The 13,811-nt window shown below is 65.8% G+C and carries 8 protein-coding genes; 7 read left to right on the forward strand and 1 reads right to left on the reverse strand.

Going from position 1 to position 13,811, the window contains the following annotated elements; all coding sequences use genetic code 11:
• The first annotated feature begins 130 nt into the window (after window positions 1-130).
• From recC to AB7A72_RS04580, 4 genes are all read left to right on the forward strand, one after another.
• On the forward strand, window positions 131-3,724 hold the full coding sequence (recC, locus tag AB7A72_RS04565; RefSeq protein ID WP_369459144.1) for an exodeoxyribonuclease V subunit gamma: 3,594 nt from the start codon (window positions 131-133) through the stop codon (window positions 3,722-3,724).
• A complete protein-coding gene (gene recB / locus AB7A72_RS04570; protein ID WP_369459145.1) occupies window positions 3,721-7,542 on the forward strand; it encodes an exodeoxyribonuclease V subunit beta in 3,822 nt (1,273 codons plus the stop codon). Before recC ends, recB begins: the two co-directional genes overlap by 4 nt.
• A gap of 11 nt (window positions 7,543-7,553) precedes the next feature.
• Window positions 7,554-9,761 (forward strand): exodeoxyribonuclease V subunit alpha, encoded by a 2,208-nt coding sequence (recD, locus tag AB7A72_RS04575; RefSeq protein WP_369459146.1) that lies wholly within the window; start codon window positions 7,554-7,556, stop codon window positions 9,759-9,761.
• Window positions 9,762-10,232: 471 nt separating this feature from the next.
• Window positions 10,233-10,562, forward strand: a complete 330-nt coding sequence (locus AB7A72_RS04580; RefSeq protein WP_239812190.1) for a hypothetical protein — start codon at window positions 10,233-10,235, stop codon at window positions 10,560-10,562.
• Window positions 10,563-10,646: 84 nt separating this feature from the next.
• Here the strand turns inward: AB7A72_RS04580 and AB7A72_RS04585 are convergent, their stop codons facing one another.
• On the reverse strand, window positions 10,647-11,042 hold the full coding sequence (locus AB7A72_RS04585) for a nuclear transport factor 2 family protein (protein WP_312530562.1): 396 nt from the start codon (window positions 11,040-11,042) through the stop codon (window positions 10,647-10,649).
• A gap of 118 nt (window positions 11,043-11,160) precedes the next feature.
• On the opposite strand from AB7A72_RS04585, the gene AB7A72_RS04590 reads away from it, so the two are divergent.
• The 3 genes from AB7A72_RS04590 to AB7A72_RS04600 all read left to right on the forward strand — a co-directional run bounded on the left by AB7A72_RS04590 (window position 11,161) and on the right by AB7A72_RS04600 (window position 13,733).
• Window positions 11,161-11,583: a winged helix-turn-helix transcriptional regulator gene (locus tag AB7A72_RS04590; protein ID WP_312530564.1), complete on the forward strand. Its 423-nt coding sequence runs from the start codon at window positions 11,161-11,163 to the stop codon at window positions 11,581-11,583.
• 73 nt (window positions 11,584-11,656) lie between these two features.
• A complete protein-coding gene (gene rlmD, locus AB7A72_RS04595) occupies window positions 11,657-13,198 on the forward strand; it encodes a 23S rRNA (uracil(1939)-C(5))-methyltransferase RlmD (protein WP_312836298.1) in 1,542 nt (513 codons plus the stop codon).
• A gap of 127 nt (window positions 13,199-13,325) precedes the next feature.
• Entirely contained in the window at window positions 13,326-13,733 is a 408-nt protein-coding gene (locus AB7A72_RS04600; protein WP_239812189.1) for a GlcG/HbpS family heme-binding protein, read from the forward strand.
• Window positions 13,734-13,811 lie beyond the last annotated feature (78 nt).

A 13,811-nucleotide genomic window follows, 5' to 3' on the forward strand; every position in this document is an offset into this window, starting at 1 on the left:
CCGACTCCCCCTCCGCACAGGCAGCTTCGGCTGCCTTTTTTATCGGCCTCACCGACCTTTGCAATCGCGGTGGGCTGGGCCTGCGTTACAGTCCCAAGCTGGCACAGCCTGACCGATCTTTCCCCCTCTGATGCAATCTTCCCCCGTCCCAGCGATGACCCCCGGCCTGATGGTGATACACAGCAACCATCCGGAGGCTCTGCGAGACCTGGTCGTGGCCTGGATGCAGCGCTACCCGCTGCGGCCCCTGGAGAGCGAGACGATCCTGGTGCAGAGCAATGGCATTGCGCAGTGGCTCAAGCTGTCGATGGCGCAGCCGCTCGCGGAAGGAGGATGCGGCATCACTGCCGCCGTCGATCTGCAGTTGCCCGCGCAGTTTCTGTGGCAGGCCTATCGGGCAGTGCTCGGCAAGCACGAGGTCCCCGAAATCTCGCCGTTGGACAAGCAGCCGCTGACCTGGCGCCTGATGCGCCTGTTGCCCGGTCTGCTGGCCCAGCCAGCGTTCGCCGCGCTGCAGCGGTTTCTCGCCGAGGACCATGACCAGCGCCGGCGCTTCCAACTGGCCGAGCGCATCGCCGACCTGTTCGACCAGTACCAGGTCTACCGCGCCGACTGGCTGCGCGACTGGGCGGAAGGCCGTGACCAGCTGCGCAGTGCGCGCGGCGATGCGAAACCGCTGGAGCAGGAGCAGCGCTGGCAGGCACAGCTGTGGCGCAGCTTGCTGGACGACGTGGGCGCTGCCGGCATGGAGACCAGCCGCGCCGCCGTGCACCAGCGCTTCGTGCAGTACTGGCAGTCGCCCCAGGCCCGGCACATGCCCGGGCTGCCGCGCCGGGTGGTGGTATTTGGCATTTCTTCGATGCCGGCGCAGACCTTGCAGGCGCTGGCTGCCATGTCGCGCAGCAGCCAGGTGCTGCTGTGCGTGCACAACCCCTGCCGCCACCATTGGTCGGACATCGTTGCCGACAAGGATTTGCTGCGCCACCAGTACCGGCGGCAACAGCGCAAGGGCAGCATGCAGGGGCTCATCCACGACGATGACCTGCACCAGCATGCCCACCCGCTGCTGGCCGCCTGGGGCAAGCAGGGGCGCGACTATATCCACCTGATTGACGAATTCGACCAGCCTGACCAGTACGCCGCGCTGCTGAGCCCGGTCAACGGCGGGCGCATTGATCTGTTTGGCGAGGCCGAGCCCCGCCACATGCTGGCCCAGTTGCAGGACGACATTCTGGACCTGCGGCCGCTGGCCGAAAGCCGCGCGCTGTGGCCGGCGGTGGACCCGGCGCAGGATGGCTCCATCCGCTTCCAGACCGCGCATAGCCCGCAGCGCGAGGTGGAGGTGCTGCACGACCAGTTGCTCGCCCGCCTGGGTGCCGACCCGGGCCTGCGCCCGCGTGACATCATCGTCATGGTGCCCGACATCCAGGTCTATGCACCGCATATCGATGCGGTGTTTGGCCGCATAGCCCGCAGCGATGCGCGTTTTATTCCCTATTCGCTGGCCGACCAGAGCCAGCGCGGGCGCGAGCCGATGCTGGTTGCGTTGGAGCATGTACTGGCCATGCCCGAGAGCCGCTTTGCCGTCAGCGAAGTGCTCGATCTGCTGGCCGTCGATGCGGTGCGCCAGCGCTTTGGCATTGACCCGGATGATCTGGCCTTGCTGCACCGCTGGATTGAAGGCGCCGGTGTGCGCTGGGGGCTGGATGCCGCACAGCGCGCACGCATTGGCCTGGCCCAGGCCGGGGAGACCAACAGCTGGCGCTTCGGCCTGCGCCGCATGCTGCTGGGCTTTGCCGTGGGGCGCGGTCAGGCGCTGGACGATATCCAGCCCTACGATGAGATTGGCGGTCTCGATGCCGCAGCACTGGGTGGCCTGGCGGCCCTGCTGCGCGCACTGGAGCAAGCCTGCAGTCTGCTGGACGAGGAGGTATCGCCCGGTGCCTGGGTGGAACGAGCACGAACGGTGCTGGAGCTGCTGTTCGATCCTCAGCAAGACCATGAAAAACTGCTGCAGATGCAGCTGCTGCAAGGCTTGGAACGCTGGCTGGGCCAATGCGAGGCGGCGGCGTTTGACGAAGCGTTGCCGCTGTGTGTGGCACGCGAGGCCTGGCTGGCAGGCCTGGATACCAGCAGCTTGAATCAGCGCTTCATGGCGGGGGCCGTGAGTTTTTGCAGCCTGATGCCGATGCGCGCGATTCCTTTTCGCGTGGTGTGCCTGTTGGGCATGAACGATGGGGCCTACCCGCGTCCGGTGTCGGTGCTGGACTTTGACCTGATGCGCCAGCAGTACCGGCCCGGCGACCGTTCGCGCCGCGATGATGACCGCTACTTGCTGCTGGAAGCTGTGTTGTCGGCCCGCGAGCAACTCTACATCAGTTGGGTAGGGCGCAGCATCCGTGATAGCACGGCCCGCCCGCCATCGGTGCTGATCGGCCAGCTGCGCGACCATCTTGCCCAGGGCTGGCAGTTGGCAGGCGCCCCCGCCGGGCTGTCCCGCCCTGCCTCGGGGCAGGCGCTGCTGCGCGCCCTCACGCAGGAGCACCCGCTGCAACCCTTCAGCCCGCGCTACTTCGCGCAGCCCCCTGCGCAGGCGGGCAGCGATGGCCTCTATACCTATGCGCAGGAGTGGCATGGTGTGCACGGGGAAGGCCTGCCGACCGAGGCAGCCGAAGACGCGTGGGAGGCCTTGCCCGAGATGGGGCTGGACGCAGCGCTGAACCTGCGCCAACTGCAGGACTTTGCGCAAAAGCCCGTTGCCGCATTCTTCCGCCAGCGCCTGCGCGTGTTTTTTGAAGACGAGGACCTGACCGGCCAGGACGAGGAGATGTTTGCCCCGGACGGCCTGCAGGCCTGGAGCCTGCAGGCGAGCTTGCTGAGCGCGCTGGAGCCCTGGGTGCGCGACAACCCCGGCGCGGCGGCCGATGCTCCCCAGCTGCGCGCGCAGCTCGATGCTGCGGCCCATCGGCTGCGGCTGGAAGGGCGGCTGCCGCTGCGCGCCTTTGCCGATTGCGCGCTCGAGCCCGCATGCGACGCGGCCCTGCGTGCGCTGCAGGTGTATGCGGCAGCGCTGCGCTATTGGCCGCAGGCGGGCAGCGATGCGCTGGAGCTGCGCTACAGCGGCGGCACGCAGGGCCCGGCCGTGGCCGACTGGCTGCGCGGTCTGCGCTGGACTGATGCCGCCGGCCAGCGGCATGCCGCCAAGATCAGCCTGTCCGCCGGCCGCTTGCATGCCGGCGAGCAGCTGCGCTATGACCGCCTGGTGCGCGCCTGGGTGGAGCACCTGGCCTGGCACAACGCCGGCCAGGCGCTGACGACGGTGGTCTGCACCGAATCGGGCATTGCGGTGTTTCCCGCGCTGGCCGCTGGCGATGCCCGGACGGCGTGGCGCCAGTTGCTGGCACTGTGGCAGCAAGGCATGCGCGCGCCCTTGCCGGCAGCGGTTCGTACCTCCATCGCCAGCCTGTCACCGGCTGCATCGGCCGGGCAGCTGGCGTCGCTGTACGACGACAGCTACCGGGGCACCGGCGAGCTGCAACGCTCGGCCGAGCTGGCCCGGGTGTTTCCGGATTTTGATGCGCTGCTGGCTGCCGGTCTGCTGGACGTGGCCCAGCAGCTGTATGGCGACATGCTCGCCCATGTGCAACTGGTCAATGGCCAGCATCCGCAGGCGTTGGCGCGCTTTGCAGAGGGTGGTGCGGGCGATGGGGAGGGGCCGCGATGAGCGCGATGCCACCCGATACCACCTTGGCATTGGATCCCCTGCGTTTTCCGCTGTGGGGCAGCCGGCTGATCGAAGCCAGTGCCGGCACCGGCAAAACCTATACGATTGCTGCGCTGTACCTGCGGCTGGTGCTGCAGCATGGAGGAGAGCAGGCCTTTGGGCGGCCTCTGGCGCCGCCCGATATTCTGGTGGTGACCTTTACCGATGCGGCCACGCAGGAGCTGCGCGACCGCATTCGTCACCGCCTGTCCGAAGCGGCCCAGCTGTTCGCGCAGGACCCGGAGGGCAGCGGCAGCGAAGAGGCGACGGACCCCTTGCTGCTGGCGCTGCGGGCCGATTATCCCAGCAGCCGCTGGCCTGCCTGCGCCCGTGTGCTGCACGAGGCCGCCAACTGGATGGATGAGGCAGCGGTATCCACCATCCACAGCTGGTGCTACCGCATGCTGCGCGAACATGCATTTGACAGCGGCAGCCTGTTCCAGCAAAGCCTCATCACCGACCAGAGCGAATTGCTGACCCAGGTGGTGCAGGACTACTGGCGCCGCCAGTTCTACGACCTGCCCGCAACGTCGCTGCGCAGCTTGCTGCAGGTGGTGGCCACGCCCCAGGCCTTGCAGCAGGCCATCCAGCCCATGCTCAGCCGCCAGGATGCCGACTGGCGCTACGAGGGCGCGCAACTGGCGCCTGCCGGCCAGGTCGACCTGCCGGCTTTGCTGGCCCAGGCCAGCGAGGCTGCCGCCCGCCATGGCGCGCTGGAGAATGCCGCCCGCCAGTTGTGGCAGCAGCACCGGTCCGAGCTGGAGGCGTTGCTCATCGCGCTGGTGCCGGGCCTCAACGGCGTCACCTATCCCAAGAAGGACGAGCCAGGCGTGTTCGAGGCCTGGTTGGCCGCGATGGCGGCCTGGAGTGCTGGCGAGCCGGCGCCCGCCAAGATTCGGGCCTTCGGCCAGTCGGGCATCAAGGCCAAGAAAGGGGTCGTGGTGCCCGAGCATGCGGCCTTTGCTGCGATCGACGCCTGGCTGGAGGCGGTGGCGCAAGACGCACAAGCGGCCACGCCGCTCAAGCCGCTGCTGCTGCGCCATGCGATGGCCCACATACAGCGCGCGCTGGAGGGCGAGAAGCAGCGCCGTGGCGAACTGGGGTTTGACGACCTGCTGCAGCGCCTGGATGCTGCGTTGCATGCGCCCGGGGGCGACGCTCTTGCGCAGCGCATCCGCAGCCAGTTTCCGGTGGCAATGATCGATGAGTTCCAGGACACCGATCCACTCCAATACCGCATTTTTGAACGCATCTACCGCATTGCGGACAACGACCCCGCGCAGGGCCTGTTCATGATCGGCGACCCCAAGCAGGCGATCTACGCGTTTCGCGGTGCCGATATCTACACCTACCTGCGCGCCCGCGCTGCCACCCAGGAGCGCCATTACTCGCTGGGCACCAACTACCGCTCCACCCAGGCGGTCGTGCAGGCCATCAACCATTGCTTTGTGCATGCCGAGGGCCATCCCCGGGCGGCCTTCCGCTTCCGCCAGGATGCGCAGCACAATCCCGTGCCCTTTGTGGCCGTTGATGCCAACGGCCGCCGCGACGCACTCTTTTTGCAGGGCGAGACCACGCCGGCGATGACCTTGTGGACTATGGAGGCCGGCACGCAAGCGCAGGCCGATGGCGCCGACGAGCATGGCGATGCCGCAGGCACTGGCAAGAGCGCGCGTACCGGCGTGGCCGAATCCGCCTACCGCCAGCGCATGGCACAGGCGGCCGCCAGCCAGATCACCGCCTGGCTCAATGCTGCCCGGGCCGGGCAGGCCGGTTTTGGCCAATCGCCGGATGCGCTGGGCCGGCCGCTGCGCCCGGCCGACATCGCCATCCTGGTGCGGGGCCGTGCCGAGGCCGAGCTGGTGCGCGATGCGCTCAAGGACCGGGGCCTGGCCAGTGTCTACCTGTCGGACCGCGACTCGGTGTTCCAGACGGGTGAGGCCGCTGACATGCTGCGCTGGCTGCGCGCCGTCAATGCGCCTGGCGATGACGGCCTGCTGCGGGTGGCGCTGGCCACCGCGTCGATGGACTGGTCGTGGCAGGAACTGGAGCGGCTCAACCATGATGAACAGCATTGGGAGCACCTGGCGCTGCGCACACGTGTACTGCAGCAGCTGTGGCAGAAAAAAGGCGTGTTGCCGATGCTGCGCCAGTGGCTGCTCGATTTTGACCTGCCCGCCCGCTGGCTCGGCCAGCCCGGCGGCGAGCGGCGCCTGACCAATGTGCTGCACCTGGCCGAATGGCTGCAGCGTGCTTCGACCGAGGTGGAGGGTGCGCAGGCGCTGATCCGGCGCCTGGCCGAGCAGATGGACAGCCCCGAGGGTGAGGAGGAGATCCTGCGCCTGGAGAGCGATGCGGACCTGATCAAGGTGGTCACCATCCACAAGTCCAAGGGCCTGGAATACCCGCTGGTGCTGCTGCCCTTCATCAGCAGCTGGCGCGATTTTGACGGCAAGAGCCGGGGCTATGCGCAGTACCACGATGCTGCTTCGGGTGACCTGGTCGTGGAGCTGAACAACAAGCATGCCGAGGCGGTCAGCGCCCACAACGACGAGCGCCTGAGCGAAGACATGCGCCTGCTCTATGTGGCACTGACGCGGGCCCAGTACGCGCTGTGGCTGGGCGTGGCACCGCTCGCCAAGGGCATGAGCCGGGCGGGCAGCCTGGAGAAAAGCGCTGTCGGCTACCTGCTGGCGGGCGGGCAAAAGCTGCCCGATCTGGCGCTGCATGCCTACCTGCAGGAATTTGCCAGCAGCTGCCCGCAGATGGCAGTGCAGCCGGTCCCCGAGGTCAGCCTGCAGCGCTACCAGCCCGAGCGGCCGCCGGCCGTTCACCCGGCGCGCCGCCCCCGCAGACAAGCCGATGAGCACTGGTGGATCGCCAGTTTCTCCGCACTGACCGAGCGGCTGGGCCTGGCGCTCCCCTCGCAAGGCCTGTGGACCGAAGAAGCCGTCACTGCGGCCGAGCCCGAAACCGCAGAGCAGGACCAGTACCTCGAGCCCCAGGAAGCGCTGCCCCAAGCCACCGCGCCCGGCCTGCCGCAGCCGGGCAGCCTACATGCGTTCCCCAAGGGCCCGGATGCGGGCAACTTTCTGCACGGCCTGCTGGAGTGGTGCGCGCAAGAGGGTTTTGCCACGGTACTGAGCAAACCAGCGGCATTGGATGGCATCATCGCCTACCGCTGCCAGGTGCGCGGCTGGGGGGACTGGGCCGCACCCTTGCAAGGCTTCGTCCGGCAATGGCTGCAGACGCCGCTACTGCTGCAGGGTGCCCCGAGCGAGACGCCTGCCGCACTGCAGTCGCTGGGCGATTACCAGGTAGAGATGGAGTTCTGGCTGTCGATCAACCGGGCCTCGACCGGTCAGCTCGACACGCTCGTGCAGCAGCATGTGCTGCCGGGCCAGCCGAGGCCGGCGCTGCTCCCGAACCAGCTTCATGGCATGCTCAAGGGCTACATGGACCTGGTGTTCGAGCATGGCGGCCGCTATTACGTGATGGACTACAAATCCAACTGGCTGGGCGCGGACAGTACGGCCTACACGCCGCAGGCCATGGCGGCTGCTGTGCTGCAACACCGCTATGACCTGCAGTATGTGCTGTACACCTATGCGCTGCACCGCTTGCTGCAGCAGCGCCTGCCCGGTTATGACTACGAGCGCGATGTGGGCGGCATGCAGTACTGGTTTTTGCGAGGCGTGGGTGCGGAGCACCAGGGTCTCTACCAGGACAAACCCCCGCGCGCGCTGATGGATGCGCTCGATGCGCTGTTTGCGCAATGATGATGAATGCAATGACGACAGAACCCGAGGACGGCACGCCCCAGCAGGGCGTGCCCCACCAGCAATCCGCAGTACGTACGCCGGCCGTGCCGGACGGCGCGACCGCCAGCCTGCTGCACACGGTAGAGCGCTGGACCGCCCATGGCTGGCTGCGCAGCCTGGACCAGGCGCTGGTGCTTTTTCTGCATGAGCTCGATCCCGGCGCATCGCCACTGGTCTTGCTGGCCGCTGCGCTGGCCAGCCACCAGCTGGGCCGTGGCCATGTCTGCCTGGATCTGCAAGCCACGTTGGACAACAGCCGTTTTGCGCTGTCGCTGCCACCCGATACCGCTGCGCAGGGCAGCGGCGCGACCGAGCCTACGCCATTGCCGCTGCCCAGCGAGCTGCTGGCCCAGGTCAACCTGCTGCAGTGGCAGTCGGTGCTGCAGGCCAGCGCGCTGGTGGCGGCCCCGGGCAAGCCCAGCCAGGGTGGCACACCGCTGGTGTTGCAGGGCGATCGCCTCTATCTGCGCCGCTACTGGCAGTACGAGCAGGACGTAGCGCAGGCCATTGGCCAGCGCATCACTGCCAGCCAGCATTTGCGCCAGGGTCGCAGTGCCGCGCAGGATGCGATGCTGCGCCAGGCACTGGACCAGCTGTTTGCACCGGCGCCGCACCAGGTTCCCGATTCGCCCGACTGGCAAAAAATGGCCTGCGCCTTGGCAGCATCGAGCGCGTTTTCGATCATTACCGGCGGCCCGGGCACCGGCAAGACCACCACCGTCGTCAAGCTGCTGGCGCTGCTGCAGAGCATGGCCTTGCAGCAAGGCGGCCGGCCCCTGCGCATTTGCCTGGCGGCTCCCACCGGCAAGGCGGCAGCGCGCTTGTCCGAATCCATCGTGCAGGCCTTGCAGCGCCTCGATGATGCGCAGCTGCCTGCCTTGCCGCCGGCCGAGAGTGGTGGGCCCCGGAGCTTGAAGCCGCTGATCCCGTCGGAAGCCCAGACCTTGCACCGTTTGCTGGGCAGCCGGCCTGACAGCCGGCATTTCCGCCATGATGCCCAGCACCCGTTGGCACTGGATGTGCTGGTGGTCGATGAAGCGTCGATGGTTGACCTGGAGATGATGGCAGCCCTGCTGTCGGCGCTGCCGCCGCAGGCCAGTCTGGTGCTGCTGGGCGACAAGGACCAGCTCGCATCGGTGGAAGCCGGCGCGGTGCTCGGGGAGCTTTGCGCCCAGGCCGAGCGCGGCCTCTACTGGCACGAGACGGCGCAATGGCTGCAGCAGGTGACCGGCCAGCAGGTGCCTGCGGAGCTGCAAGATATTGCAGGCAAGCCGCTGGACCAGGCGGTGGTGATGCTGCGGGTCAGCCACCGTTTCCATGCCGACAGCGGCATCGGCCAGTTGGCCGGTGTCGTCAACGCCGGAAGGCGCAAGGCCATCAAGCCGCTGCTGAAGGCAGGCTACCCCGATCTGGCCGCGTATGCGGTACCGGACCCGACACATTCATCTCTCGCGCAACTGGTGCTCGATGGCGGCGGCAAGCGCTTTGTCGACAGCGCCGCCAAGCGCGATGCCGGGCCCGTGGGCTATGGCCACTACCTGCAGGTGCTGCGCGAGATGCCGCCCAACCCCGGCCCCGAGGCCTTGAATGCCTGGGCGCTGCAGCTGTTGAAGGCGCATGGCGAGTTCCAGGTGCTCTGCGCGCTGCGCAGCGGCCCTTGGGGTGTGGAAGGGCTCAACGAGCGCATTGCCCAACTGCTGGCCCACCGCGAGCTGATTGCACAAAGCAGCGGCTGGTATGCCGGCCGCCCGGTGCTGGTGACCCGCAATGACTACAGCCTCAAGCTGATGAATGGCGATATCGGCATCACCGTGCAGATGCCGGCGAACCAGGCGCCCGAGACCGGCGGGGCCGGCATGGCACCGGGTACGCTGCGCGTGGTGTTTGCGACCAGCGAAGGCCTGCGCTGGGTGCTGCCCAGCCGCTTGCAGGCCGTGGAGACCGTCTACGCGATGACGATCCACAAATCCCAGGGCTCGGAGTTCAGCCATGCGGCCGTCGTGTTGCCGCCCAGCCTGTCGCCGATCATGACCCGCGAGCTGGTCTACACCGGCATGACCCGGGCCAAGCGCTGGCTGACCGTGGTGGCAGGCGGCAGCAGTAACTTCTCGGTGTTGGAAGAGGCGACGGAACGCCAGGTGAGGCGCTCGAGCGGATTGCGGCAAGGCGAGCTGTAGCAGCGGGTGGTGGAGATTGCGGAGCCGTGGACGAAGCGGGCCGGTGCAGCAGGGCAGGGCTATCGTTCAGCAAACACCGGTCGCAGCGGCGGCGATGGGCAGCGGCCATGGACTGCGCGGGCTTCATCGAAAAAATGCGTGGCTGTGCGAAAAGATCGTTGGCTGGCCAAAACGACCCTGGGGCTGAACGGGCCCCAAGAGTCGCCCCACGATGAAACCATCACCGTTGCGAGGGCTGGAGGCATGTCTGCATGCACCCAGCCCCTGACAGCGGCGATGGGCGAATCTTAGCATTGAATGAGAATAATTATCAATACCAAATCTGAATAGAACTGCGACAGGCGCACGTTTTGTGTAAGTTTTTGTTTTTGGTTGATTTTTCTTGACCTTTCCCCGGCAAATGGGGATGCGCCGTTTGGGAAAATTTGGTAACTTCACCGGATCGATAAAAAATATTGCGGGAGTCCTACCATGCCTGGTTCCAGTTACAGCTTCAAATCCACAGCACTTGCGATGCTGGCGCTCACCGCCTCGGCCTGGGCGCAGGCGACCTGCTACACGGTCTATGACAGCAAGAACGAAGTGATTTACCGCAGTGCGGAACCACCGGTCGACATGTCCAAGCCGCTACACCAGACTGCAGGCGAGCTGCCCAGCGGCAGCCGCGTGGTCTTCACGCCCAACAACAGCGTCTGCGTCACCGAAGTCCATGCGCTGCCGGGCGCCAAGAAGCGCACATCGAGCAGTGCCAACATGGTGACTGACCAGCTGAACATGGGCAGCATGATCACCGCGCAGTAATCGCTACACAAAATACCGAAGGGCAGCGCGGCTGCCCTTTGTGTTTTTCAAGCAGGCCTCATCGTGCTGGCCTGCCCAGCGCTGTTAGCCCCAGAAGGCGTCCTCCGCATCCTGATCTTCAGAGAAGAGCCATACTTCCCGGATGAGTCCGTTCTCGATGCGCAGCACATCGATGCCCGACATGGCGATGGCTGCACCTGGCTTTTCAGCGCAGAAGTGCAAGGAGGTGCTGACCAGATCGCCCTGGGCCATCAGCGGGCCGACTTTGTCGATGCGAAAGCTTCCCTGGCTGCGCTGCATGAATTGGCCCAGCAGTGTGAAGACGGCAGCCTTGCCACGGTGCAATCCAGATAGCGTGCCCTTGCCGGGCTGGTGCCATTCAATGTCGTTACTGAAAGCGGCGCCAACGCCCTCAAGATCGCCTTTTGCGACAGCCTCAAAGTAGCGGCGTACGACATCCATGTTCTGTGCTGTGTTCATCTTCTCTCCTTGTTGAATAAGCCAAGCTGCCGTGGGCAGATGCATGAAAAACGATGAGATTAAAGGTTGCGATCAATAGTTGCAATAAGACACCGAAAAGTGACATAGGAACCAAAAAGTGACCATTGACCCCTGCCGCCCTGCGTGGAACCCTTATCTCGCCACCTGCCCCACCAGGCAGGTGCTCGATTGCGTAGCCGACAAATGGACAGTGCTGGTGCTGGGCCTGCTGCGCGCAGGGCCGTGGCGGTTTGGGCAGTTGCGCAAGGGCATTGAGGGCCTGTCTCAAAAGATGCTGACGCAAACGCTGCGGGCGTTGGAGCGCGATGGCATCGTGCGGCGCGAAGTCTTTGCCTGTTCGCCGCCCAAAGTGGAATACAGCCTGACTCCGCTGGGCCAGTCGCTGGCTGACACGCTGGATGCGCTTCGCCTGTGGGCCGAGCGGCATATGGATGAGGTGATACGCCATCGGGACAGCTACGACGAGGCGGCAGCACAGCAAGACCCGGCATTGGCAAAGCTGATCTGGGCGCCGTCGTGATTTTTTGCGCTCCCGCACGCCAAATTGCCAGAGGTTGGCCGCAGGCCATTGTCCAGCCTGCGAAAATACCGGGATGAGCGAAGCGCAGACCCCACAGACCATTTCCGAATCCCCCGATGCCGCCGAGGCAGCCCAGTTCCCCGCAGATGCCTTGAAGATCGTGTCCATGGACATGGACGCCCAGGGTGTCGCGCGCCGTGCCGACGGCAAGGTCGTCTTTGTTGATGGTGCCTTGCCCACCGAATGGGTGAGCGCCAAGACCCGGCGCAAGAAAAACAACTGGGAGCAGGCCGATCTGCTGCAGATCCACCGCGAGTCGTCGCAGCGTGTGCGGCCCGGCTGCCCCAACTTTGGCTTGCATGCCGGTGCCTGCGGTGGCTGCAAGATGCAGCATCTGCACGTCGGCGCCCAGATTGCGACCAAGCAGCGCGTGCTGGAGGACAACCTCTGGCACCTGGGCAAGGTGGTGCCCGAGACGGTGATGCGCCCCATTGAAGGCCCCAGCTGGGGCTACCGCTTCCGCTCGCGCCTGTCGGTGCGCTATGTCGCCAAGAAGGGCAAGGTGCTGGTGGGTTTCCATGAGCGCAAGAGCCGCTACATCGCCGACATGGAAACCTGCAAGATCCTGCCTCCGCATGTCGATGCCTTGCTGATGCCGATGCGCGCGCTGATCGGCAGCCTCGATGCCCGCGAAACCTGCCCGCAGATCGAAGTGGCCTGCGGCGACCATGTCACCGCATTGGTGCTGCGCCATCTGGAGCCGCTGAGCGACACCGACATGCAGCGCCTGCGCGATTTTGCCGCAGCCCATAACGTGCAGTGGTGGCTGCAGCCCAAGGGGCCGGACACCGTGCACCTGATGGACGGCATCGGCGCGCAGCTGTCCTATGCACTGCCCGATTTCGGCATCACGATGCCGTTCAAGCCCACCGACTTCACCCAGGTCAACCCCCACATCAACCAGGTGCTGGTGACGCGCTCGCTGCGCCTGCTGGATGCGAAGAAGACCGAGCGCGTGATCGACTGGTTCTGCGGTCTGGGCAACTTCACCCTGCCCATCGGCACGATGGCCGGTGAGGTGCTGGGCATCGAAGGCTCGGAGACCCTGGTGCAGCGCTCGCACGAGAACTATGCCGCCAACAATGCCAGCCGCCCCGCAGGCAATGCGCTGGCGCCCACGCGCTTTGTGGCCCGCAACCTGTTCGAGATGACGCCGGAGATGCTGATCGCCGATGGCCAGGCTGACAAATGGCTGGTCGATCCTCCACGTGAAGGCGCATTCGCACTGTCCAAGGCGCTGGCTGATATCCACAAGGCCCGCCACCAGGTGCCCGATACCGCGCCGCTGCCCGACAGCGCCAAGGACTGGACACCGCCCAAGCGCATTGTGTATGTGAGCTGCAACCCGGCGACCCTGGCGCGCGATGCCGGTCTGCTGGTGCACCAGGCCGGCTACCGCTGCGTGGCTGCCGGTGTGGTCAACATGTTCCCGCATACGGCCCACGTCGAGAGCATGGCGGTGTTTGAGTGGGATGGCCATGCGCCGTCGGTCAAGACCGAGACCGAGATGGCCGATGCAGAGGCCTCCGCTGCTGCGGAAGGTGCAGCCGCCTAAACCGATGGGGATTACCGACGTTTTAGGCACAAATGCTGTGATGCCGCTGAGCAATTAGCGCGCTGTAATGCCGTTATGCTGGCATGCTGAACAACCGGGTTTCCCCCATCTTTTCCAAGGAGTCACCATGAAAACCAAAGCAGTGCTGGAGTTGGCCGATGTCAAGGCGGTGTTGAATGCGGCCGAGGCCGAAGCGGTCAAGAACCAGTGGATCGTGAGCATTGCCGTGGTGGATGACGGCGGCAACCTGCTGGGCATGATCCGCCGCGACGGCGCGGCCCCCGTTTCGGCCCACATCTGCGTGGCCAAGGCCCGCACCTCGGCACTCGGCCGCCGCGAGAGCAAGGGTTTTGAAGACATGATCAACGGTGGCCGCACCGCTTTCCTGAGCGCTCCGCTGATCGATGGCATGCTCGAAGGCGGCGTGCCGATCATGAAGGACGGCGAATGTGTGGGCGCTGTGGGCGTCAGCGGTGTCAAGGCACCGGAAGATGCGCAGATCGCCAAGGCGGGCATTGCAGTCCTGGGCCTGTAAGGCACTAGCACTCCAAACAGGGCAGCGAGCCCATCAACGACGAAGCGGCCACTGGCCGCTTTTTCCATGCATCAGGGG

It is taken from the genome of Comamonas sediminis (genome assembly GCF_041107495.1).
In the GTDB taxonomy this organism is placed as follows: Bacteria; Pseudomonadota; Gammaproteobacteria; order Burkholderiales; family Burkholderiaceae_C; genus Comamonas; species Comamonas sediminis.